Origin of the sequence: Desulfonatronovibrio magnus (genome assembly GCF_000934755.1) — a bacterium.
Classification (GTDB): domain Bacteria; phylum Desulfobacterota; class Desulfovibrionia; order Desulfovibrionales; family Desulfonatronovibrionaceae; genus Desulfonatronovibrio; species Desulfonatronovibrio magnus.
In genome coordinates this window covers 416,467-441,440 of sequence record NZ_KN882175.1, presented here as the reverse complement: position 1 = coordinate 441,440, position 24,974 = coordinate 416,467, and the positions used below count along the sequence as shown (strand labels likewise).

Annotated in this window: 17 protein-coding genes; 5 read left to right on the top strand and 12 right to left on the bottom strand. The window is 47.3% G+C overall.

The annotated features are described in order from the left end of the window. Positions 1–2: 2 nt before the first annotated feature. The 10 genes from LZ23_RS13865 to LZ23_RS13825 all read right to left on the bottom strand — a co-directional run bounded on the left by LZ23_RS13865 (position 3) and on the right by LZ23_RS13825 (position 16,022). Positions 3–1,250, bottom strand: a complete 1,248-nt coding sequence (locus LZ23_RS13865; RefSeq protein WP_084591064.1) for an ABC transporter substrate-binding protein — start codon at positions 1,248–1,250, stop codon at positions 3–5. After that, complete coding sequence (locus LZ23_RS13860) at positions 1,247–4,180, bottom strand: PAS domain-containing hybrid sensor histidine kinase/response regulator (RefSeq protein ID WP_045215019.1); 2,934 nt, start codon at positions 4,178–4,180, stop codon at positions 1,247–1,249. Before LZ23_RS13860 ends, LZ23_RS13865 begins: the two co-directional genes overlap by 4 nt. A 59-nt stretch (positions 4,181–4,239) precedes the next feature. Continuing rightward, positions 4,240–5,502, bottom strand: coding sequence for an EAL and HDOD domain-containing protein (locus LZ23_RS13855; protein ID WP_052507385.1), 1,263 nt, complete (start codon positions 5,500–5,502; stop codon positions 4,240–4,242). Further along, complete coding sequence (locus LZ23_RS22730) at positions 5,502–7,508, bottom strand: response regulator (protein ID WP_052507384.1); 2,007 nt, start codon at positions 7,506–7,508, stop codon at positions 5,502–5,504. The genes LZ23_RS13855 and LZ23_RS22730 overlap by 1 nt, the downstream gene beginning before the upstream one ends. Beyond that, positions 7,505–8,785, bottom strand: coding sequence for a GGDEF domain-containing response regulator (locus LZ23_RS13845; protein ID WP_045215018.1), 1,281 nt, complete (start codon positions 8,783–8,785; stop codon positions 7,505–7,507). Before LZ23_RS13845 ends, LZ23_RS22730 begins: the two co-directional genes overlap by 4 nt. Further along, entirely contained in the window at positions 8,782–10,137 is a 1,356-nt protein-coding gene (locus LZ23_RS22725) for a PAS domain S-box protein (RefSeq protein ID WP_052507383.1), read from the bottom strand. The genes LZ23_RS13845 and LZ23_RS22725 overlap by 4 nt, the downstream gene beginning before the upstream one ends. Before the next feature lie 134 nt (positions 10,138–10,271). Further along, on the bottom strand, positions 10,272–11,423 hold the full coding sequence (locus tag LZ23_RS13835) for a hybrid sensor histidine kinase/response regulator (RefSeq protein WP_052507382.1): 1,152 nt from the start codon (positions 11,421–11,423) through the stop codon (positions 10,272–10,274). Continuing rightward, positions 11,420–11,884, bottom strand: coding sequence for an HD-GYP domain-containing protein (locus LZ23_RS24730; protein WP_198146001.1), 465 nt, complete (start codon positions 11,882–11,884; stop codon positions 11,420–11,422). The genes LZ23_RS13835 and LZ23_RS24730 overlap by 4 nt, the downstream gene beginning before the upstream one ends. Further along, a complete protein-coding gene (locus LZ23_RS13830) occupies positions 11,788–12,525 on the bottom strand; it encodes a response regulator (RefSeq protein WP_198146000.1) in 738 nt (245 codons plus the stop codon). Before LZ23_RS13830 ends, LZ23_RS24730 begins: the two co-directional genes overlap by 97 nt. After that, on the bottom strand, positions 12,522–16,022 hold the full coding sequence (locus LZ23_RS13825; protein ID WP_045215017.1) for a PAS domain S-box protein: 3,501 nt from the start codon (positions 16,020–16,022) through the stop codon (positions 12,522–12,524). Before LZ23_RS13825 ends, LZ23_RS13830 begins: the two co-directional genes overlap by 4 nt. A 55-nt stretch (positions 16,023–16,077) precedes the next feature. Here LZ23_RS13825 and LZ23_RS24190 point away from each other — a divergent pair, with 55 nt between their 5' ends. Then, on the top strand, positions 16,078–16,224 hold the full coding sequence (locus LZ23_RS24190) for a hypothetical protein (protein WP_157493235.1): 147 nt from the start codon (positions 16,078–16,080) through the stop codon (positions 16,222–16,224). A 100-nt stretch (positions 16,225–16,324) separates the two neighbouring features. After that, entirely contained in the window at positions 16,325–17,044 is a 720-nt protein-coding gene (locus LZ23_RS13820; RefSeq protein WP_084591063.1) for a four helix bundle suffix domain-containing protein, read from the top strand. Positions 17,045–17,047: 3 nt separating this feature from the next. Here the strand turns inward: LZ23_RS13820 and LZ23_RS22720 are convergent, their stop codons facing one another. Further along, a complete protein-coding gene (locus LZ23_RS22720; protein ID WP_052507381.1) occupies positions 17,048–20,266 on the bottom strand; it encodes a PAS domain S-box protein in 3,219 nt (1,072 codons plus the stop codon). Positions 20,267–20,476: 210 nt separating this feature from the next. Beyond that, positions 20,477–21,829 (bottom strand): VgrG-related protein, encoded by a 1,353-nt coding sequence (locus tag LZ23_RS22715; RefSeq protein WP_052507380.1) that lies wholly within the window; start codon positions 21,827–21,829, stop codon positions 20,477–20,479. Between the two features lie 458 nt (positions 21,830–22,287). Here LZ23_RS22715 and purK point away from each other — a divergent pair, with 458 nt between their 5' ends. The 3 genes from purK to LZ23_RS13795 are packed head-to-tail and all read left to right on the top strand — an operon-like array spanning position 22,288 to position 24,973. Further along, complete coding sequence (gene purK / locus LZ23_RS13805; protein ID WP_332308291.1) at positions 22,288–23,496, top strand: 5-(carboxyamino)imidazole ribonucleotide synthase; 1,209 nt, start codon at positions 22,288–22,290, stop codon at positions 23,494–23,496. After that, positions 23,480–24,010, top strand: a complete 531-nt coding sequence (purE, locus tag LZ23_RS13800) for a 5-(carboxyamino)imidazole ribonucleotide mutase (protein ID WP_269745187.1) — start codon at positions 23,480–23,482, stop codon at positions 24,008–24,010. The genes purK and purE overlap by 17 nt, the downstream gene beginning before the upstream one ends. A gap of 3 nt (positions 24,011–24,013) precedes the next feature. Next, the gene (locus LZ23_RS13795) at positions 24,014–24,973 is read left to right on the top strand and encodes a sodium-dependent bicarbonate transport family permease (RefSeq protein ID WP_045215014.1); all 960 of its coding nucleotides are present in this window, start codon (positions 24,014–24,016) and stop codon (positions 24,971–24,973) included. Position 24,974: the final 1 nt, after the last annotated feature.

Genomic DNA, 24,974 nt, shown 5'->3' with positions numbered 1-24,974 from the left:
TGTCAGTCTTTGATAGGTTTAATAATTCCCTGGACAAACCGGGCCATGCGAAAATCGTCGGCATCCAGAGCGTCATGATTTTGAGGAGTGAAAGCAGGCTTATAGTCACGCATTAGACCATGGTAGGGAGGAACGTTTTCCAGTGCTTCCCGGACATCTTCTCGCCGGGATATGCCGGCAAGGTTGATGGCCTTGGACAGGATGTGTACCAGGTCATAGGCGTGGGCTACTCCGGTAGGAGCCTTGATGTCTCTTACTGATGCAATGTCCGGGGAAACTTTTTGGAGCAGTTCAAAAACAGTCTGGGCTCTTTCCGGGAAAGGAGGATCAAAAAATGAAAAAGTTTGGAGGAATGCAAGATTTACCCGGTCAAGGTCAGCCCCGAGGATTTCTTCAAAGTCACCTCCGGCAATACCCCAATGAGATATGATGGGGGTTTTCATGGACTCAGGATGTTGCAGTATAGACCGGATAAAACTCACTCCGTCAGGGGAATTACCTACAAAAATAAATGAGTCGGCTCCTGCCCTGTGCAGCCTTTCTAAAGAACTCATAAAACAACTTTCCCCCCAGTTGAACCATTCCACCCAGGCTGGGGTGATGCCAAGCTGATCAAAGGCATTGACAAGGGATTTTTCATTGGATCTTCCCCATCCGGTCTGCTCCAGCACAAGGCCTGGTCTGACAAGACCCTGGCGCGCCGCATAACGAGCGAGAAATCCTCCGGCATATTCATCGCGTACTGAAACCCTGAATACATAGTTGGGAGTGAATCCATTTTCAATGATAGTAGTACCAGCGGCCCAGGGAATAAGGTAGGGGATTTTCAGTTCATGAACGGTTTCCAGTTCAGCCAGGACAACAGGGGTGTGTTTGCCGCCCAGCACTGCTATGACGTCAGGATTGCGGCCAAAGGTCTGCATATTGATTTTACCTCTGGCCGGGTTGCGGCGATGATCCAGAATCTTCAGGCTCAGGTTCCGGCCCAGAACTCCTCCCTGGGCATTGATTTGTTCAATGGCAGCCATGGCACCGAGCTTAATGGATTGACCTGATTCAGCATCAGCAGTGCTCATGTCTGCGTTTAATCCAATTATTATCGGGTTCTCCTGGGCCTTTACCCCACCGGGAGCAAAAAGAAACAGAGTAAATGTGAAGAGTAGTGCAAACGCATCCTGGGTTCTAATTCTTTGATCTTTGGCAAAGCAGATATATTTATTTTCCTGATTCCTGTTGGATAAATTTTTCATGATTGCTCCTTTAATACCCTTTTCATTTCACCTATAAGACTGTCCTTGTTGATGGGCTTGGACACGTATCCTGCCATCCCTGCCTTCATGAATTTTTTCCTGTCTTCGGCCATGGCATAAGCAGTCAGGGCTATGATGGGAGTCTTTTGTGCCAGGCCGGACTCAGCCTCAATAGTCTGGATTTTTTCAGCTGCTGTAGTGCCGTCCATTTCAGGCATTTGGATGTCCATGAGAATCAGGTCATATTTTCCAGGCTTAAAGGCTTGAACAGCCTTCAATCCGTTATTAACCAAGGTTAGATGATGTCCCTGATTTTTGAGAACAAATTTCAGGTATTCCTGATTAAGTTCCACATCCTCAGCTACTAAGATATTCAACTTTGGTGATGATGCAGGGGCAGGGGCATCTGATGCGGATTCAGCAGAGCGAACCTTTTGTTTCTTCTCAGGCAATGCATCAAGCTCTAAATTGAATGAAAAGATGGAACCTGCTCCTGGTTGACTTTTGATTTCAATTTTTCCTCCCATCATGTTGATGATTTTCTGGGATATGGTCAGTCCCAGTCCGGTACCTTTGATTTTTTTGGAATATGATGAGTCTGCCTGGATGAAGCTTTCGAAGATTCTGGTTTTGAGATCATGGGGAATGCCTTCTCCTGTATCTTCAACTTCAAAGAGCAGAGTTGTTTTGAGGTCTGTGGATTTTAATGGGTTGACCCGCATAATAATCCAGCCCTTATCAGTAAACTTGATGGCATTGCCCACGAGATTGCGCAAGACCTGCTCAAGTCTGAAAGAGTCTCCCATAAACCTGTCAGAAAGCTCATCTGATACCTGGCATGACAGGGTTAGTCCTTTTGACTCAGCCTGAATGGAAAACAGGCCCTCAACTCTGTGCAAAAGCTCCCTGAGGCTGAACTCATGAAAGACCAGTTCCATTTTTCCGGCTTCCACCTTGGACAAATCCAGTATGTCATTGATTATTTGTTTCAGGGAGGAAGCAGAATCCAGAGTCATGGATATGAGCTTGTGGGAATCTGGGTCTTTGACAGTGCTGGAGAGCATTTTCAAAGCGCCCATAATGCCTGCCATGGGGGTGCGTATTTCATGACTCATATTGGCCAGAAAAATGCTCTTGGCTTTGGAGGCCTCTTCAGCCTGCTCCTTGGCCTTGATAAGTTCCTGCTCATTTTTCTTTAATTGTGATATGTCTCTGACAATACCGACAGCGTTCCATTTTCCATTTAACTCAAAGGCAGACAGGGACAGGGATACAGGAATAACAGTCTGGTCGGAACGTAAAGCCTTCAGTTCAATATTTTTGCCCACAGCGCTTCCTTTTCCGGTTCTCTGGAATTCAGGGAAGGCCTGGCGGTATTGGTCATGATATTCCGGTGGAGCAAGAAGCATATGCAGGTTACGTCCCATGGCCTGATCCCGGGTATAGCCGAAAATGGATTTAGCGGCCGGATTCCAGAAAGAAATGTTTCCGTTATGATCCATCATAAGCACAGCATCAAGAGTGGAATCTGTAATGCCTCGAAGCTTTAGTTCACTGCCGGCCAGGGCCTGTTCAGCAATTTTTCTCTCAGTGACATCCACTGCTATACCAGTATAACGGACAGTAATCCCTGTTTCATCCTTGACAGGAAAAGATCTGGCCCAGACCCAGCGGATACTGCCGTCAGGACGCTGAATGCGGTACTCCAGGTTGAAGCGTCCATCAGATGTGTCACTTAGTTCCTTGTTGTATTCTTCCATGACCCTTTGTTTATCAAGTGGATGCACTGAAGAGATAAAATCGCTCGGATTGTCATAAAGGCTTTGGCACGTCCTGCCCCATATCGTTTCATAGGCTTCATTGACATAAAGAACTGTCCTGTTGTCAGCAGAGCGCAGCCAGAATACTTCGTCAATGTTTTCCGCCATCTGCCTGAACCTGGCCTCGCTCTGGATGAGTTTTTCCTCAGCCTTTTTGAGAGTTGTAATGTCAATAGAAATGCCAAGAGTTCCCACAATATTGTTGTTATGATCCTGGTAAGGCTCAATGGTCAGGATGGCAGGAAATATTGCATTGTTTCGTTTGCGAAGTTCGGTTTCTATGGAAAAACCCTGTTTTGAGGATTTAAGGCGCTTTATAAAGTCTGGAAAATTAGAAATGTCCTGCTCTTTGTGAAACATTCCAACGTGTTTGCCCAGCACTTCGGTTTTGGAAAAGCCAAAAATTTTTTCAGCCCCGGGACTGAACTCTACAATTTTAAAATCCAGATCAGTAACAATAATGCCAATGTTACGGGCAGCTTTATATATAGCACTCAGCTTTGCTTCTCGCTCCAAGGCCTGTCTTTGAGCGATCCTGCTTTTGGAAAAGTGACGGCCTAAAGCGGTCATGCCAAGCAGCAGAAAAATTATGCCTGATGCGGCAATGACAGCCTTCAGGTTCTGCTCGGCCTGCTTTCTCGCAGTAACATCATTTATAATGGAGTAAAGGAGGTTGCCCTCCTGAGTGCTAAATGGATATGAATAAACCTCAACATGGCGGATCTGACCGTCGGCCAGCTGGTGCTGGAACTGGAAGAAGTTTCGATCTTCAGAAATGGCCTTTCTCATTTCAGCTTCCACTTCTGCAAAGGACAGGGCGTTTATGTTATGGATGGTCAGATGTCTAATTTCACTGGAAGAGTATCCGTAAAAGTCTAAGGCTGCCTGGTTGGCCCTGACAATTTTTCCAGTGTCAACATCAATAACCAGCATAATTGATCCGTGTCTTTCAAACAGAGCTTCAAAGTCTGGGAAAAAATGCGATTCAGCCTGAGCAGGAGGACCATGCATGAATATGCTCAAAAGAACAAAAAGAATAAAAGTCTGCAACAGTTTGAGGAACACCTGGGATTGCATACGCAAAAAAATGAATGACTTCAGAAAAAGCATAGTGCTCCTGAGCAGTTTTTAAATAATGATGTATTCCAGCTAACTTCTGCCGTAGCGCTTCAAGTGTGCAAACTGAAAAAATCCTTGGTCCACATGAGTCCTTTTGAATAATTTTTCGCAGTGGCTATGGGGTCCAGGCTAAGTTTTTCAACGAGTTTATCCACTTTACTCCAGTGAGCCTCTTCAAAACCAATGGCCAGTTGAAGCCAGGGCAGATAAGGACTTGGCTCCTGGCACAGGGCCTTCCTGATATCTTCATCTAAGGGTAATGATTCCAGCACTTTGTGCATGGGCATATCAAATATGGCATCTAAAAGAGATAAAAGACCAAGCAGGAAAAAGGAGTCTGACTCCCTGGCCAGGTCGGGCCTTGTTCGTGAAGCCAGTTCCAGGAAGCGCCCCCGCAGCGCGGAAGTAAAGGGCAGTTCACTTGGTTTGCTGCTGGGAGTCATTCCTCTGATGAGAAAAACCTCAAGAAGGGTCTTGAGTTGATTTATGCCTATGTAACTCAGAGCGTGTCTGATGGACTTAATTTTGACCGGTGTGCTGAAATGGGCTGAGTTAACATAGCGCAAAATTCTGTAGGCAAGAGAGACCTCCTTTTCCAACAGTTCCGCAAGTTTGTTCAAATCCGGATCCATCTGCTGCAGGACCTGCAGAATTTTGAGGCGCATGATCTGATGTGTAGACAGGTTGGTGCCTTTTACTGTCTCGGGTTTTTGAAAGAAAAAACCCTGAAACAGGCTGAATCCGGCATTTTTAAGAATATGAAAATTATCCTGATCCTCCACTCTTTTGGCCATGAGGGTCAGACCTGCCTGTCTGATGCGGTCAGCCCGGTTCATTATCTGTCTTACATGCGGATCCAGGGCATCCACAATGCAGATATCCATGTAGTCTTTCCAGCGGGCGCATTCCATGATGCCCCCGTCTAAGGCAAGGGTGTAGCCTTCATCCTTAAGGTTCTGGAGATACTTTATTCTTGTGGGGCTTTTATCAGCGTGTCCGGACAGCTTGATGACGGTGTTTCCAGGTGGCAGGGCGTAAGGAGCACGAGTCTCTAAGGCCTGAAAGGAAAAATTGACCATGATGAAGTTGTTGTCCTTGATGTCTATAAACGGGGCAACATAAGCGCTTTGAATGACATTCAGGGTAGCCTGTTCCGCATCCTGGAAAAGGGCGGTCGGAGCCTTGGAATCAGATCGGTAAAAAAGCTCATAACCGTTAAGTTTAAGACCAGCATCAAACACCGGTTGTCTGCCCACATATATGCTGTCATACTCCCAGTGAGAACGAGACTGGCTTTCCAGATAGTCGTTCATTATGGCAAACCTGCCTTGAGAAGTACATTCCGTATATGACGCATTTCTACAGGCTTTGAAATATAGTCATCCATGCCCGCGGAGATAATCTTGCTGCTGTCGCCTTCCATGGCGTGAGCTGTTACAGCCACGATGGGAATTCTCTCAGGGTGGTCAGGATGCAGTCTTGCTTCCAGCGGACGGTTTATGTCAGGATCCCGGAGTTCGGATTTTATTTCCTTCCGTCTTTTTTCCGCCATTCTGATGTGTCTTGTGGCTTCAATACCGGTCATGACAGGCATCTGGACATCCATGAAAATAATATCAAACCGTTTTCTGCCGAGAATTTCCAGAGCGGGCTTGCCGTCATTGACCAGATCTGGTTTGCACCCGAGTTTCATAAGAAGTTTCATCATAACTTCCTGATTGACCGGGTCATCTTCCACTACAAGAACATTGAGATTGCGGCAGGTTTTTTCCAGGGGAGTTTCTTCATGAATTATGGTTTCTTTCTGTTCTTGTGTTTCATGGACCCTGCCAAATGAGAGACTTACATATATAGTGGTGCCCAGTCCCTGTTCACTTTCTACGGAAATATTGCCGTTCATAAGCCCGATAATGGATTTGACGATGCTAAGGCCCAGTCCGGCTCCTTCAAAAGGTCTGTTAAGGGAGTCATCTGCCTGAGTGAAGGGATTAAACATATTCTCTACTTCAGTGTCAGGTATGCTGACGCCGGTATCCTGAACTGTCAGAAGCACCCTGTGGCTGTCCTGGTCTAAAGGAGTCAGCAGATGAGCCTGGATGCTGATCTGTCCTTCATAAGTGAATTTTATAGCGTTGCCGGTCAGATTGGTCAGGATCTGCTGGACCCGGATGGGGTCTCCCAGCATTTGTCGGGGTATGTCAGGGTCAATAAAGGAGTTCAGGGCAATGTTTTTCTGGCGAGCGGCAAGGCAAAACAGCTGTCGGGTCAGGTTAATGGTTTCCCACAGATCAAATCTGAGTTCATTGAGACTGATGATGCCGGCTTCTATTCTGGAAATGTCAAGAATGTCTGAAAGCAGGGTGGTGAGTTTTTGACAGGACTGCACACCAAGATCAATATATTCAAGGTGCTCCTCATGGCTGGTTTCCATTTCCAGAATCTGCAGCATGCCCATAATGCCATTAACCGGGGTCCTGAGTTCATGACTCATGTTGGCCAGAAAACGGTCCTTGGCTGCACTGGCGGCCTCAGCCTGCTCCTTGGCCTGTTCTAGAGCCATCTGTGCCTTTTTGCGCTCTGTCACGTCCTGAATAAGTTCCACAAGATATTTAATGTTGCCCTGTTCATCCAGGACAGGATTGACCTTGCAGTTGAGATAAATATCCAGTTCTGGAATATACCTTTCTTTAGAGGATGGTTTGCCTGATTTCAAAGTGTGCAGGGAAGCACAGGGTTCACATGGTTTGTCCCTGCCTATGAGGGCAAAGCATTTTTTGCCCCTGGTCTCGCTGTGGGTTTTTTGGAGCATGTTCAGGGCAGCCTTGTTGTAACGAAGTACAGAAAGATCAGGCAGTTTAATATTGACCGGGTCGGGAATATTGTCAACAAAATCCGTGAGCAACTGGTTTTTCCTGCTCAGTTCAGAGATCTTATTCCTGATGGACAGGGTGGACTCCATAAGGGAGATAAGCTCTCTGGGGTTCACGGGTTTAAGGATAAAGGCGTCAGCTCCATAGTTAAGGTAAGCAGCCATATCCGCAGGTGACGCCCATGCGGACATGACAATGATTCCAGGTGGATTATCCTTATAAAGGGCCTTGATTTCAGCGCACAACTCCAGACCATTGGCATCAGGAAGATAGACATCCAGCATGATAATGTCGGGAAAGACTGTTTTCAGTTCCTTCATAAGACTTTCTGCAGAATCAGCACTGGCGGTCTCAAATCCCTGATTCTCAAGATGAAAGATTAGAAAATCCCTTGCTGTCTGCTCGTCATCTACTACCATGACCAGAGCTGGCTTCCTCTGTTCAATCATTCCCTGTCTTCCCCTTCACTTATCTTTATGTCCAATGACTTTTTGGACCTGTACATGGCCTGATCTGCAATTTTAATAAGCTGATCCACTTTTTCTCCGTGATATGGATAGGCACTGATGCCAATGCTTGCTTTTATTGTTATCGGGGTATCCTGAATCATGACCGGGTTGTGCAGGGAATTGATAATTCTCGCAGCAACCTTTCTGGCTTCGTCCATACCGGTCATTTCCGGGAGGATGATTGCAAACTCATCTCCGCCCATTCTCGCGGGCAGATCGGATTCCCGAATATTTTCTTTGATTCGTCGGGCAAAGGTGGTCAGCAGGTGATCTCCTGCAGTATGTCCGTATTGGTCGTTAATGGCTTTAAAACCATCCAGATCAATATATAAAAGGCCTAAAATATGCCCGTATCTTTTGGCCCTGATGAGGTTCTGGGAAAAGATATCCATAAACAGTGCTCTGTTGCCAATTCCGGTGAGGGGATCATGGAGGGCCATATATTCAATCTTACGCTTGGCGTGTTCCTGAGTTGTGATGTCAATGGACATCTGGACTACTCCGGTGAGTCGGCCATCTGGGGCATGAATAGGATAGCCATGGATGTTCCAGTATTGTCCGGAATCCAGCTTTATCACGCCTTCGGTCATGCGTCCTTTCTGAAAAGTCTGGCTTATGGGACAGTCATGACATATTCCGGGTATTTTCCGCATAATTTCATGACATTTCATGCCGGCCAGCTCAGAGCGCTGCAACCCGGTTACTTTGGAAACGGTTTTGTTGGACCAGCGAATTACGTGGTCCAGGTCCATGTAGACAACCATTTCCTGGATACTGTCCAGTATGGTCTGCATGATGGTCCCCTGCATGCGCAACTCATTTTCAGCTTCTCTGGATTTGAGGACTGCATTAATCTTGGGCAGAAGCTCTTTGTGATCAATGGGTTTGCGAATATAATCGTCTGCACCTTTGGTCAGGTTCTCCGCCATATCACCTGAAGAAGCCCAGGTGGACATGAGAATGATGGACGGAGCATCTGATTTTTTCTGCTCTTTGATGGATGAACACAATTCCATGCCAATGGCATCAGGCAGGTAAACATCAAGAAGAATGATATCAGGATTATGTTCATTTAATGTCTGCAGCGTGTCAGCGCCTGTAGAGGCCTGCAGGACATGGTATCCGGCATTCTCAAGGTGAAAGGTTAAAAAGTCCAGAGCGGTGCGATCGTCATCAACAGCCAGAATGGTTGCTTTATCTGTATGGTTCTGATTCAATTTTTGCTCTCCTTTGCAGCATTCTCTTCACCAAGTCTGTGCAGACACAGTGAATAAAGAACTGCAAGGTCGTTAATCACCCCGATGTCCGGCGGAGTATACTGGCGGATAGAGTCAGCGACAGCTATGAGACCGATAACTCTGGGACTGTCCTTGTCCATGACCGGAATGGAAAGTAAACTGTTCCTGGGGGGGTCAAGAATCAAGTCTTCATGTTTGTCGTGGTCTTCCGGGGCATTGTTGGTCAGATAGGTTTTGCCTGAGTTAATTGAGGTGAACCATAAACCTGGATACCGGCCTCGACTGTCGGGGATAAAGGAGATTTTCTTCATCATACCCTTTCCTGCCTTGCCCGGACTGCTGTCCAGTGTGTGGGCGTATCCCCAGGCATAACCGGTGGTCTGTTCAATGGAAACCACAAGCCCCTGATTGCTCTGGGTCAATTCTCTGGATTTGTCCAATATGATGCGGGAAATGTCCTCAAGGCTGAAAGCCTCTCCCAAAAGTCTCTGAGATGCCCTGGCCAGAGCATCTTTGATTATGGAGTCACGCTTCAAAGATTCCTGTAACTGTTTTCTTTCGCTTACGTCAATGATTATGGAATGTAAAACCATTTTATCATTGTGAGGAACCAGGGCTGATCTAAGCTCAACTTCACATGTCCGTCCGGAACTCTTTTTCTGAGGGAAACTGAAAACTGTCTGGTGATGGATCCTGGCCTGATTCAGGGCAAAACTCACTTCCTGTCCTGAAAGTGTGTTAAGATCGCTGATATTCATAGACTGCATGACAGCTCGTTCATAACCATAAAAAGCGCAGGCCGCCGGGTTGGCATCCAGGATGCTGCCGGTATCAGGGTCTATAATAAGCTGCATGGCGGCGTTGGCTTCAAACATGGCCCTGTGCCTGGCCTCGCTTAATTGTAAAGCTTTGACAGCTTCCTTTCTTTCCTTCATTTCCTGACGCAGGCGCATGGTTATTTCCTCCAGTTCAGCCTTGCGCTCCTCAAGGCGTTGAGTGTAAAAATCAGGCTTGGCGGGCTCATTTGTGCTCTGATGTTGTGTATTGCGTAAAGTGTTGATGAAGCTGGCTGGATCTTCTTTTATGATCTGGATGGATTTTTCTGAAAGTTTGCCGCCCAGGGCCATGAGGATATCAGGATCTTCCCCCAGTTCTCTCGCAATAAGTATGATTTTTTCCTCACTTAAAGTGTCAGCTTCGCCACGCTCTAATTTGCTTAAGAATGAGTGATGAATACCGATTCTTTTGGCCAGGTTGCGGATGGAATATCCTGCATATTTATCGTGCAGAGCCAGTCTTTTGTTTCTGATGTAGGGTCCTAAGTTACTCATAATTTGCTCATGGGGCTGTAGTATTTACTGGGCTGAGCTGCTGGATTCAGCTGAAGGCTCAGTACTCCTTCTGTAAATGGTTATGGTTTGCCCGGGGGATCCCGGATCCCGGATCCCGGATGCAGGTGCAACTGCTAACCTGCAGCAGATGAAAAGCAAGCTTTCAGCTGTCCTGAAAAGTCACCCTGCCAGATCAATTCCAGTTCACCTCCGAGAGCGCTTATGAACCTGCTTACCACCACAGGGGCCAGGCCAAGTTCCTGAAGGGCGGAAGATGATCTGACAGGTGATTCAAAGTTAAAAAACTCTTCTGCCTCGTGCTGGGAAAGTGAAAAATTGTCCATATCAATGGTTATGGTGATCATATCCTGGTTTTGCTGGATGTTCACCCGGACTTGCTGGTTATTTCTGGAAAATTTGGCCCCCATGAGCAAAATGGTGCTGAGAGATCTTTGCAGCAGGGTGTGGTCTCCTGCCAGCAGGATGTCCCGGAGTTTAGTGCCCGAAGAGAGTTGTATGTCGATTTCCGGAAGCTCCAAGCGGACATGGTCAAGAATAGTCTGCATGTCATTTCCTGTTGACGAGCCAAGGTCAAGGTTTTCCATGTCCGCAATGAGGGTGGCGTCATCTATAAGATCAACAAGTCTCTGGCTGCTTTTGCGAAACAGTATTTCATATTCTGATTTTTCCTCAGAGTCAGGGCACAGGGCAAAGGCTATCTCAGCCATACCGAGAACACCGTTGGCTGGAGTGCGTATTTCATGTGAAATCATGTGCAGAAAATCGTTTTTGATTTTATCCTGTTCCAGTAGTTTTTCATGGGCTGCAACAAGCTCTCTGGTTCTGTTCTGAACTATTTTTTCCAGATTACGATTCTGATTGACAAGTTTTTTCTGCAGTGAGCGGATTTTGAGATGGGTATCCACCCTGGCAAAGATTTCTTCAGACTGGAAAGGTTTGGTGATGTAATCAACTCCGCCCACGGAAAATGCTCGAACCTTGTCCTGGGTTTCATTCAGGGCGCTGATGAAAATGACTGGAATATTCCGGGTGTTTTCCTGATTTTTCAGGCTTTGGCAAACTTCAAAACCATTCATCTGCGGCATCTTGATGTCCAGCAGAATAATATCCGGGGGCTTTCTGACAGCAGCCTTCAGGGCCATGGGACCGGAAGGAAAGGCTACCACTCTGTATCCTGCGGACTCCAGCATCTCCTTTAAGAGATTCAGGTTGGCCGGAGTATCATCCACGATCATGACTGTTGCTGGTTGCTGGTCCTGGCTCATATACTGTCTTCCTCCTGGCTGTTTTTCTGTCTGTTATGAATAACAGCAAATTTTTTTTCAATTTTTTCAAACAATGTCACAATATCCGGATCAAAATGCGTACCTGAGCCATCCCTGATTATCTCAACACTTTGCTCGTGAGTGAAGGCCGGTTTGTAGGGACGTTTGGAACGTAGAGCATCATACACGTCAGCAATGGCCATAACCCTGGCGCTCAATGGAATCTGGGTGCCGGAAAGTCCGTCTGGGTATCCGGTTCCATCCCATTTTTCGTGGTGCCACCTCGCTATCTCAATGCCCATATTAAGGAAAGAGTTGTTGGGATATTTTTTTCTGGCCTTGATCAGAGTCTGGTGACCAATGGTTACATGAGATTTAATCTCATCAAATTCCTGCCGGTTGAGCTTGCCTTTTTTAAGAAGAATCCTGTCTGGAACTCCAAACTTTCCAATATCATGCAATGGCGAGGCTTATAGATGTTGTCAACAAAAGAGCTGCCAACCTTGCCGAAAAATCTTGGGCTTTCTTTCATTTCTAAGGCCAGAAACTTGCAGTAGAGCCTGGTTCTTTCGATGTGCCCCCCGGTTTCAACATCACGCGATTCAACAAGCTCGGATAAAGCATGAATGGTGGCCAGCTGGGATTCAGCAATCTCTCTGACTTTATTTTCCACAAGCTGTTCCAGTTGCTGGTTTTGAGTTTGAAGCTGCCTGTTGAGATGACGCAGTCTGATATGTGTGGCCACCCTGGCCTGCACTTCCTGGTCGTTGAATGGTTTGGTAATGTAGTCAACCCCGCCAAGGGAAAAGGCCTTGACCTTGTCTTCGGGTTCATTCAGGGCACTGATGAATATTATGGGGGTGTCAGCAAGGATGTCCTTTTGTCTGATTCTTTTGCAAACCTCATAACCGTCCATTTCCGGCATTTTGATATCTAACAAAATGAGGTCTGGTGGCCTTTTGGAGGCAGCTTTCAGAGCATCTTCCCCTGCAGGAAAGGCAGCAACCCTGTAGCCTTGAGACTTAAGAATATCAGTAAGCAGATTAAGGTTGGCCGGAGTATCATCCACGATCATAACGGTATCTTGCCGGGTATCTTTCATTTATTTTCCTCCGCCTGGACAAGTATCTGCTGCATTGCCTGATAATCAAACGTATCAGCGAGTCTGTTGAGCCGGGTTGCTCCAGCAGGGTCAACAGGTTCAATTCTGGAGATGAGCGCCTTAATCTCGGCTATGTCACCAAATTCAACTGCTTCCTGCATCTGCTGGACAGTCTCCAGGGGCCACTTTTCCGGGCTTAAACTGTCTGACTGGGAAGAGCCATTTTTATTCTCATGGGATTCCGGCTCTACCTGAACGTACTGGTATTCTATCTTCAGGGCTTCACCAAGAATGGAGATAAGTTCGTCGGGATTAAATGGTTTGCGTACATATTCATTAACCCCGGTGCGCAGAATTTCATCTCTGGAACATTCAAAGGCACTGGCAGTGAGGGCCATAATATAGACTTCCCTTCCTTTGGGGTGAGAGCGGATGGTTTTTACAGCTTCGTATCCGTCCATTACAGGCATGCGCATGTCCATCAATATGGCATGAGGATGCCATTTTTGGAATATTTCCAGTGCGGTAGATCCGTTTTCTGCTTCCTGAATGAGAAATCCAAGAGGGGCAAGCAGGTTGGACAGAAGCGCGCGATTGTCTTTCTGGTCATCCACGACAAGGATTCTGCGGGCTGTAAAATGGGATTTGATATTGACAGCCTGCTGCAATTTTTTGGGGTTTTTTGGGATAACGTTTCGGGCAGGGGTGAATGGAATTTTTACAGTAAAAATGGATCCCTTGCCCGGCTGGCTTCGGGCTTCAAGATTGCCCTGCATTATTCTGGAGAACTGGCTGCTGATGGACAGACCCAGGCCGGTTCCTCCGGCCTTGGTTCCTTCAGAACTCTGAAAAAAAGGTTCAAACAAGTAGTTTATGTCTTCAGGTGGTATGCCCACACCGGTATCTTCTATGGATATGTACAACAGATTGTCGCCGCTGGAGTGATCCTGCGAGGATGCAGAGATGGTCTCGGCATTCAGTGATATGTGCCCTTTTTCTGTGAATTTGACGGCATTGGCCAGAAGGTTGATAAGTATCTGCCTGAGCATGCCCTGGTCTGCTCTGATATATTCAGGAAGCTGATCATGCCTGCTGAAAGTCAAAGCAAGGCCTTTTGAAGCTGTGCGGGCATAAAACAGAACTTCAAGATCATCCAGCAGTTCATGCAGGTTGAAATCTTCAGGCCTGTTCTTGATACGGCCGGATTCAATCTTGGAAATGTCCAGGATATCATTGATGATATCCAGAAGATTCTTGCCGCTGCGGTTGATGGTCTGGATATGTTCTCTTTGCTGTGGAGATAAAGACGCATCCCTTTCAAGTATCTGAGCAAAGCCCAGAATAGCGTTCATGGGAGTTCTTATTTCATGGCTCATATTGGCCAGAAACTGACTTTTGGCCTGATTTGCTGATTCAGCCTTTTTTCTGGCCTCAACAAGTTCCTGCCTGGTTTTTTCCAGCTCTGTGATGTCTATGGATACCCCAAGAGTGGCTGGTTGACCATTCATCCTGAAAGGATGCGCTGAAAACAGGGCTGGAAAGTGCTGTCCATTTTTCCTGACCAGTGTTACTTTGCCATGCCATGACCTGTTATTTTTGAGGTCATTGAGGGCACTGTTTATGGTGTCAGGATCTGCAGCTGAGTGCAGTATGGAAACTGGCCTGTTTAGAATCTCTTCTTTTTTGTACCCGAATATCTCCTCTGCTCCGGGACTGAATTCCATGATGGACAGATCCTGATCATCAAAGGCGGTAATGACAAAAGCTACTTCAAGACTGGCCTTGAAAATGGACTGCAGGGTTTCCTCCCGGTTTTTGAGTTCGGTGATATCCCTGCCTACACCCTGAATTTCCACTATCTCCCCGTGCTCATTGAGTATGGCACTGTCTTCCCAATGCAGCCAGCGCCAGCCGTCAACGGTTTTGGCCCTTTGTTCAACCTGTATTCTGTAGGGGGGATGATAAAGATCTTCCATGGCCTTGAGGGTATGTTCTATATCATCTTCGTGCACCAGAGGTGCAAAAGGCTGGTTCAGCAATTGTTCGCGGGTTTTGCCAAAAGTCTTGCAATAAGTGTCATTGACATAAGTCAGCCTGTTCCCGGTATCTACCCGGACAATGAGATCATGCTGGGATTCCATAAGCCCCCTGTATCTGGCTTCACTGGCTTTCAAAGCTTCTTCTGCCTCTTTTTGCTGGGTTATATCTCTGCCTACAGCCTGGTAGCCGGTTATCCGGCCCTGGTGATCGAAAAAAGCCCGGTCAGTCCATTGCTGCCATCTTATCTCTCCGGAAGGCATGATAACCCTGTGCTGATAAGTAACCTGGGGCTTTTCCAGGTTCAGGGAAGAAAAGGATTCATTTACCATTTGTTCGTCATCCTCATGAACAAGAGGAAGAAACTGCCTGCCCTGGAGTTCTTCCCTGGTTTTATCAAAGTAGCGACAGTAAGCTTCATTGACAAAGGTCAGGGTCCCGTCGGGAAGAAAACGGCAGATAAGCTCGGTCTGGTTCTCAATAACCTCGCTCAACTGTTCTTCCCGAACTTTTAAAGCGTTCCTGTTATTAACCTGGTCTGTAATGTCATCAAATATTCCCATGACGCCGATGATTTTACCCTGGGCATTGCGGTAAGGCACTTTTATGGTCTTGACCCAGCGTTCCTGCCAGTCGGTATAATATGGCTCCTCCACAATGAGAACTTCACCACTTTCAAGTACCTGTGTGTCGTCTTCCCTGTATTTTGAGGCCAGATAATCATCAAGGAGATCAAAATCATTTTTACCCTGGATCATTATGGGGTTCTGCAGTCCGAGATCATCGGCATACTGCTTGTTGCAGAAGATGTATTTCAGGTCAGTGTCTTTAATGAAGACCCGGTGCGGCAGGTGTTCCACAAGGCCTCTGAATCTCGCCTCGCTCTGACTGAGATTTTTCTGAACTTCTGCTGTTTTGAGATTGGACAGTCCGATCTCTCCAAGCATAATGGCCAGTTGGCTTAAGTGACGCAATGAATGCTCAAAAGACTCTCTGGACACAATTGGTATATCGTCCACAGCCTTGAGATACCGGGCAACGTCAAATCCTGATTTTTCTGCCTTTTCCCTGAAAACAGTTTTGTCTGGCGCCTCAAAAAAGACCTGGCCAGTAAATACATTGGCTACATGAGCGCTCTTGATAAAGACAGCTGATGAACCAACAACTATTCCGAGGGGGCATTCAGCAATACTTATGGCGCCGGGAGAGCATGGTTCCTGTGTAAGTCTCTGGCTGCTTTCCCGGCAATTAATTCTGGTTTCTTCATCATTGCCGTGAAAATCAGTACATAATCCCTCACAGGATTTGATAAGTATCTGCTGGTCAGGATAGCTCTTCAGGATTGAAGAAATACCGGTTGCCTTGGAAAAATCATAAAACATTGCCTTGAGGGCAGACAATTCTACCAGATCGGAGAAGGTGTACTTGCCATCAACGAGATGTAACGGGCTTGTCTTCATTTTGGTATGTCCTTCTAATGTGCATGGGAGTGGCTGTCTGAAATGTGTTTATTATATGGTAGCCAGTAAAGCAGTTGCAAGCTTTTTTTCAGTTTTGTATCTGAAAATATATACATTGGAGACAGGTATGATCAAAGACAGAATTGACAGGCTTATTTCTGCTCATGGAGGATTCAGAAAACTGCGCAGCTTTGTGGTTTGACTGGCTGTTTATGATGAAACTGTGATTTTTTGTGAGTTATAAAGCTGTTGCAGGCTTTATTTCAGTTTTGTATCTAAAACTATATACATTGGAGACAGGTATGATCAAAGACAGTATTGACAGGCTTATTCCTGCTCATGGAGGATTCAGGAAACTGCGCAGCTTTGTGGTTTCGCTGGCTGTTTATGATGGAACGGTGATTTTTTGTGACCGGTTTGTTCCACGCATGTCCAGGACGAAAGATCAAATGGTGCAGGCAGCGAGAAGTGGAGTCCAGAATATTGCCGAAGGATCGCTGGGTTCTGCGGCCTCCAGAAAAATTGAGTTGAAGTTGACCAGTATTGCAAGGGCGAGTCTTGGGGAGCTTATCCGGGACTATGAAGATTATCTCTGCCAGAATAACCTGAAAATCTGGCATAAAGATTCATCACGGGTGCTAAAAATGAGAGCCAGGCTGGCAGGTAAGCTCCCACCTCCGGCTGGCAGTCCTGACATTGAAACTTTAAAGCTCTCCAGTCGAGGAGATGTATTTGATGAGCCTCTTCTGGCAGCCCTGCACGCCATGAAAACTGTTGCCCCGGAAGTATCCGCCAATGTTATGCTGTGCATGACTCATCAGGCCAGTTTTCTGCTGGCCAGGCAGCTGCAGCGCTTAGAAAAAGATTTTCTGGAGCAGGGAGGCTTTACCGAGCGAATGTACCGTATGAGACAGGCCAGCCGGAAGAAAGGTTTCAGGGAGGATGTGCCTGTCTGGCCGGTGAAGAGGGAGGAGTCGGACAGGTCGGACAAGTCGGACTGGTCTGACAGGTCTGACTTTTAAAGCTCAGGCATCCTCAAGGAAGCACTCCATCTCTTTTTTCACCAGCACAAACTGTTCTTCCAGATCTTTGAGCAGGTTTTTCATGGCATCCCAGTCATCTGAGGAGCCGGCCTTTTCTAACTTTGCAGCTATATCGGACAGGGTGTTGCAGCCTGTATTGGCTGCAGTGCCTTTGATGGCATGCGCTGATTTTTTGATGCTTATGTTTTGTCCGGAAGCAAGTTCTTTTTTTATGGTGCCGATTTTGTCAGGTACTGTTTCCAGAAAGACAGCAATTATTTCACGGGCCAGGTCAATATCATCCATAATTCTGTCCAGAAAAGCAGCATGGTCGAAGACTCGAGGTATCTGGATATCAGGCCTGGGCTGGTGAGATGCTGGTTCAGTGTTCATATTGATCCATTTTTGAAGAGTTTTACTAATGTCCTGGGTCCTGACCGGTTTGGTCAGGTAGTCATCCATTCCGGCCTTTATGCTTTTATTTTTGTCTTCAGTCATGGCGTGGGCTGTCAGGGCAATGATGGGAATTCTGGTGGTGTTAGTGTTTTTTTCCAGCTGCCTGATTTTTCGGGTGGCTTCTAATCCATCCATGCCCGGCATCTGAATGTCCATAAGGATCAGGTCGTAGGATTTTTGCTCAAAGGCTTCAACAGCTTTATATCCATCACTGACCATGTCTAATTTATGTCCCATTTTTTTTAGGATTTTTTCAGCTACCATCTGGTTTACTTCGTTGTCTTCAGCAAGAAGGATTGAGGCAGGAGCGGAGCTGGCGGGCTGAGAACTTTTTTTATTGTCTTCAGCAGATTGATCCGATTCAAGGTTACATACTTTCTGGGTCAGCAGTTTAATCCGGAACCAGAAACGTGATCCTTTGCCAGGAGTACTGTCAACTCCCATTTTTCCTTCCATAAGATCAACAAGCTGTTTGCAAATGGCAAGTCCCAGTCCAGTACCGCCGTGTTTCCTGGATGCACTGGAATCCACCTGTGAAAATTTCTCAAAAAGAGAGTTCCGGCTTGTCTCAGGTATGCCCGGTCCGGTGTCGGCTATGGAAAACTCAAGCCAGATATGATTGTCTTCCTGATTCAAGATGGAGACATCAAGACTGATCCGGCCATGCTCTGTGAATTTCAGGGCGTTGCCCATGAGATTGGTCAGAATCTGAAGGATTTTAAGCTCATCTCCTTTGACGCATGATGGAAGATGGTCCGGGAAGTTATGCGTGTATTCAAGGTTTTTGTCTCTGGCTCTCATGGACATGTCCTGATTGAAACTGTTCAGAAGATGGTCGAGGTGAAAATGCTTAGGGAACAATTCGAGTTTTCCGGCTTCAATTTTGGAGAAATCCAGAATATCGTTGATTAACTCCAGAAGTCCTTCACTGCTGGATTTTATGATTGATGCATATCGGCGCTGCTCTTGTGTAAGATCAGTATCCAGCAGATGCTCGGTCATGCCGATGACGCCGTTCATGGGCGTACGGATTTCATGACTCATATTGGCCAGAAATTCACTCTTGGCTATATTGGCAGCTTCAGCAGCCTGTTTGGCCTGAACAAGCTCCTGCTCCGCATTTTTCAAGGGTGTTATATTCTGGAAGGTGGTGTAGACCATGTAAGGCTTGTCTGCCCCCTGAGAAAAAATGGGCACAGCAGTGACAATGATCCAGGTGTATTGATCATGCAAAGGATGGTAGACCCCCATTACCTGGTCTATAACAGTTTTTCCGGACTTCAGGGCCTGCATGGCCGGGTGGTCTTTTCCCGGAAATGGAGAACCGTCCTCCTTTATGGTCTTCCAGGCTGGGTCCATGGAACTGCGGCCCGTGATCTGGTCGGCAGTAATGCCCAGGATTTTGAGGGCTGCAGGGTTGTAATCAATAATGGTTCCATCGGTTTTCTGGTAAACAGCTCCCTGAGACATGCTTTCAAATAAAAATTGATATTTTTCCTGGGCTGTTCTTCTTTCCATTTCCATGGAGGCTCGAATGGCAAAGCTTTTGAGAAGAGACAGAGTTCTGTTGTCATGACGCATGGGCTTATCGTCCAGCAGGGCCAGTATGCCTGTCACTTTGCCGCTGATGTCTCTGAGGGGAGTTCCCCAGTAACTTCTGGCATTTATCTGCTCCAGCAGGTGATCTTCTGGAAACTCTGACTGAACATGGTCCTCATAAAAACATGTGTCGCGATTAATCACATTCTCACATGGAGTTCCACTGAGGTGATAGCTGAAATTGTCTGTGAACCCTTGAGTGTCCCAGACCGCAAGGGTATTAATCAGTTCATCGCCATGAGGACTCAAGGCACCTATCAAAGCGTAGCGTTTGCCCTGGGAAACAGCCAGGTTGCGCACCAGAAAGCTGAACACGTCCTCTTTCTGGTCCACGTTGCTTTCAGCAATAGTCTGCAATGTCTGCTGGTATTTCTGATCCTGGGTAGTATCAAGAAAAATCACAACTGCTCCAGTCTGTTCATTCTGGGAAACTATAGGGGCAGCAGTGACGAGTGCAGGAAGAAAATCACCATTTTTACGTATAAAATGCTCCCTGATTTTTCTTATTTTTCCGTCCTTGACGGTCTTGTAAATCGGGCATTCTTCATGAAGGTATGATCTGCCGTCAAGACGTTTATAATGGAAAAGATCGTGCTGGTTGGTGTGCAGGACCTCCTGTTCAGAGAATCCGAGCATTTCAAGAGCTGCAGGGTTGATGAAGGTGCATCGGCCCTCCATGTCCACACCATAAACTCCCTCGCCAAGAGCGTTGAGCATGGTGCTCTTAAGTACGAGCTGCTGCTGAACTTCCTGCTGAGCCTTTATCCGACTGGTTATGTCTGTAATGAAACCCTGATAAACTGTTGCTCCAGAACTGTCCTGCATGACCTGAACATCCATGGATACCCAGATGGTTGTGCCATCTGTTTTTTTGTGGTTGCATTCAAACGATGACAGTTTTCCATGAGTGTTCAGCAGTTCAACATACTTTTTTCTGTCCGAGGGGTTGACGTAAATCTGAGTGGATATGTCGGTAATGTTATTGACCATGTCCTGGGGATGGTCAAAACCGTACATGCGGGACATGGCCGGATTGACACGCAGAAAACGTCCCTGGGGTGTGGATTGAAAAATTCCTATGGGAGCCATCTGAAAAATATCATGGAGGTTGTCAATTTTCCAGTCAGCCTTAGACAGGGTAACTGACTGATCATGGTTTTGAGGCATGGGGTGAATTCTCCGGAATAAAGATTTAATGAGGCTTTTAAATGTAGATGTTAAGGTAGCCATCATGGACTTGGCAAGATATTTTTTTTCTTAACTGCCGGAGGGCGTATTTGTTTCATGATCGTCTATGAGTTGCAACCCCTTGAATATGTTTCTCCTGAAAGAGAGAGTGCTTGAGCGAAATGCAGCTGTGAGTGCTTTGTTTACATTTCAGGCTTGAGTATCTGTGGATCCAGGCAGCATGGCCAGGGCCATTCTCATCTCCTGATCAAACCTGTTGTGAACTGCTGTGCGAACTGCTTCGCTGGAGCCTGTGAATCTTCGACCACGTTCGTGATAAACAGCCTGAATCATTTCCCGGTCTGGATTGTCGGTTTTGGTATACTCTACAGCCTCAGCAGCACGCTGAAAAATATTCATGGCACCGTGAACCCCATGCTGAACCGCAGTGCTCCATAGTACTTCGCGCAGGGCAGGGGAAGCATTGTCCATCTGCAGTCCTGTCCTGGACTGCACACCCCGGGCTGCAGGGACATAAAACTTGTCATGAATGAATTCATGCTGCAGGTCGGCAAATTTGGATCCATATTCCTGGTTCAGCCTTTTCCATTCCTCAGGCATATCTCCTGAGCGTCCGCCTGTATTGGCCGGGCCGGCCTGCTGCAGACGCTGTGCTATATCCGGAGCCTTATCCTGAATATATTCAATAAATTCTCCCATGGTACCCATGCGTGATGAAAGCTGGTAAATACCATAGCATGTTCCACCGCGCCTGTCATAGCCGATGGCGTCGGCACTGTTGGCGGATTCAAAACGTGCTGCAAGTACTCCGGGCTGAAAATCATCCCCGGGTTGCGCTCTGGAAGCTGCCATGGATCTGTCAATATTCTGATAAGCAGCGTGTTCTAAGTAGGCCTTCCTTTTAGAGTGACTCATTGTTGGATCATGCTCTCTGAAAGGTGCTGCACGGCTCAGGAGTTGATCTAATGATGTCTGGGCAGTCTGGTTTGACGCAGGTGTTATAAATTGCGCATTATTGGTATAGTTATGTGCTGACTGCAGGGTGATGGAATCAAAGCCTGACATTTTTTCTGTATTCAGGGCACTGACCAGCGAAGCCGGAATACTGTCACCGGGATCTGAAATTTGCGGCAAAGGAGCAGGTCGTGTATCTGTTTCTTGTGTTTTTGCCTTTTGTACAGGCATTGTTTCAGGATGAGCCCCAGCAAAGTCAATTTTTTGTCTCACTGCGTTGGATGCATAACGCGGAGTATCCTGTGTGATGGGAAGTCTAAGCTTTGATGTTCCTGTTGACTTTTGAGTAAGACCCTGGGAATCCTGCCGGCTTCCAGGCTCTGTTCCTGAAGGATATGAATTGAGAAGAACACCTGCCGGAAGGGTGGTGGAACCTGAGGGTAGAGAAGATGGCAGAGCAGTTGCCAGTTTTTTGTCCATGATGAGTTCAAACAGCCTGTTCTGGGCATCTTGACGGGACACGGGACCGCTGTGCTGAATTTTGTCCTGTATTGCAGCCATGTGCTGTTCTGGATTTTTGATAATCATAGAGTCTTCCCTTTGAAATCTGGTAGTTATTTATGGCTTTGGTTTTTCCATAGTGTATCTGTTTAGCGCTTTGCATGTGGCATGGCTTCCTGCCCGGAGGCATACAGCCCGGAGGGGGACTGGCTCTTCCGGGCCCCACTTGTCCCAAAAAATGAGATGTTATAAGCACAAAATGATGTTCAAGTGGGTCCCGGAGTGCCTGTCCCCTGCTTTCCTTAAAAGCGCTAAACAGATACTTCCATAGTCAGGTTGAATATTATTGAGATTTAATTCAAAAAGTGGGCCAGTTACTTTCTGAAACATTCATTGAAGGTGAGTCATTCTTTTCTTGACTTGAAAAATCATTTTGCTATTTTATACGGTACTTGATTGTCATTTTTTGTAATACTACAGCGACACTTTTTTTAGCTGGAAGGGAACTGGCTCTTTTGCCGCCGGATAGCCTGCCTGTTTTATTGATGCACTATTCTCACAATATGAAACACTTAAACGAACATCTTATCCGTAAACAACACTTATGTCCTCCCCTGCGCCTGGGGATTATTGGAGGAGGACAATTGGCCAAAATGCTAACCATGGAGGCCAAAAAACTGGGCTGCCAAGTGCTGGTTCTTGATCCTGCCGCTGCATCGCCGGCAGGGCAGATCAGTGATCACCAGTTTGTTGGTGGTTTTTTTGAAAAAGCCAGGATCCGTGAATTGGCTGAAGCAAGCGATGTGCTCACTTATGATCTGGAGAATATTGACACACAGTCTTTGCATGTTCTTAAGGCAGAAGGCTCTGTCATCCATCCCTCCCCGTCTCTGCTGGAAATCATTCAGGATAAGTTGCGCCAGAAAGAACTTCTGACAGCAAATGGCTTGCCTCAAGCCCCTTATGCACGGCTGGATACCTGGGATGAAAGTGCTGTCCGGGCCTTTGGCTTCCCCCTGGTCCAGAAAAGCCGCAGAGGTGGATACGACGGTCGCGGGGTCGTTATTATGCGTGATGAAACTGATCTCCAATTTGCCCTGAACACTCCATCCATACTGGAACAATGTGTGGCCGTGGAAAAGGAAATTGCCGTTATGACTGCCTGTGCGGCTGACGGTGAGATAAGAACCTTTCCTGTGGCTGAAATGATCTTTGATCCGCGCAGCAACGCTCTGGATCTTCTGCTTGCTCCAGCACGGATCAGTGATGATCTGGCTCGGGAAGCCCGAGCCCTGGCAGAGAAGACTGTCAGAGCACTGGATGGAGTGGGCGTTTTTGGAGTGGAAATGTTTCTCACCACAGATGGCAGACTATTGGTTAACGAGGTGGCGCCTCGTCCGCATAATTCCGGCCATTACACTATTGAAGCCTGCCTGACCAGTCAGTACGGGCAGCACCTGCGGGCTATAGCCGGTCTGCCCCTGGGCAGCACTGAGCAGCATACACCTGCTGCCATGGTCAATCTTGTGGGTGAGCCTGGTGCAATGGGCCGTCCTCTGATTCAAGGGCTTGCACAGGCACTCGCCCTACCAGGGGTTAGCGTACATATCTACGGCAAGCATGAAGTTCGACCCTTCCGTAAGATGGGACATGCAGTCGTGCTTGATGCTGATCCCCAACAGGCGCTTTCGAGAGCACGCCATCTTAAGAACATCCTGAGAATATATGGAGAAAACAGTGAAGAACAAAGCTGAAGTTGGCATCATTATGGGGAGCGATTCTGATCTGCCGGTTATGAATCAGGCTGCTGATATTCTGTCGCAGTTTGGTATTGGCTACGAACTGACCATTGTTTCTGCCCACCGTACTCCTGAGCGACTTTTTGATTATGCCAAGAATGCGGCGCAGCGGGGCCTTGAGGTTATTATTGCCGGAGCCGGCGGGGCAGCTCATCTGCCGGGCATGGTGGCTGCATGCACCACTTTGCCGGTTATCGGTGTGCCCATTAATATCACAGCCCTGAAAGGTCTTGATGCTCTTCTCTCCATCGTGCAGATGCCCAGGGGAGTTCCCGTGGCCACCATGGCCATTGATAATGCGCAGAACGCCGGGCTTCTTGCGGCTCGTATTTTGGGCGTCAAGCATGGCCATTTACGTGAGGCTGTCCATGATTTTATGCAGCGCCAGACACAAAACGTGCTGGATAAGGCTGCCTCTCTGGAAAAAAAGCAGGACTCATCTGAAACAGCCAGCAGAAAAACAGGTTAGAGCATGTTCGATAATTTGCTTGATCCTGTGGTTTTGTGTTTTGCCATGGGCGTTACTGCCGGGCTGCTCAAGACTGATCTCCGATTCCCCCCTCAGCTTTTTGAAGGCCTGAGCATCTATCTGCTTTTTGCCATTGGCCTTAAGGGCGGCATCGAGCTGTCCAGTGCCAACCCTGGGGAAGTAGTGGTCCCCATGCTGGCCACAGTGTCTCTCGGTGTGATTATACCGGTACTTGCATATACCCTGCTGCGGCGTCTTGGCCGTTTCAGCAGGCCCGACGCAGCTGCCATAGCAGCACATTACGGTTCGGTCAGTGCTGTGACCTATGCTGTGGTCATTGCGTACCTGGTTCGTTTGGGGCAAAGCTATGAATCTTTTATGACGGTTTTGCTGGTTGTTCTTGAAATTCCGGCCATTGCCATCGGCATTCTCATTGCCAGAATGCGTGCCAGCACTACATCTATGAAATTAGGACCTTTGCTTCATGAGGTTTTTCTTGGCAAGAGTATTTACCTGCTTATAGCCGGACTGCTGGTGGGTTTTCTCAGCGGTCCTGAACGCAGTGAAGCCATTGCACCGTTATTTACCGGCCTGTTCAAGGGTGCTCTGGCTCTGTTTCTTCTGGAGATGGGTATTATCACATCGCAGCGACTGGCTGACTTGCGTCAGACAGGTCCCTTTCTCGTGGTGTTCGGCATTGTCATGCCTTTGTTCAGCGGGGCAATGGGAACCGTAGCCGGCCTCATGAGCGGGCTTTCCCTTGGCGGCACTACCGTGCTTGCAACCCTGGCTGCCAGCGCTTCATATATCGCCGCTCCTGCAGCCATGCGTATTGCAGTGCCCAAAGCCAACCCCACCCTGTACCTTACAGCTGCTCTGGGCATCACCTTTCCATTTAACATTTTGGCGGGCATCCCCATCTATTATGCGATGGCGAGCTTTGTCCACGGTTTGGGAGGCTAAC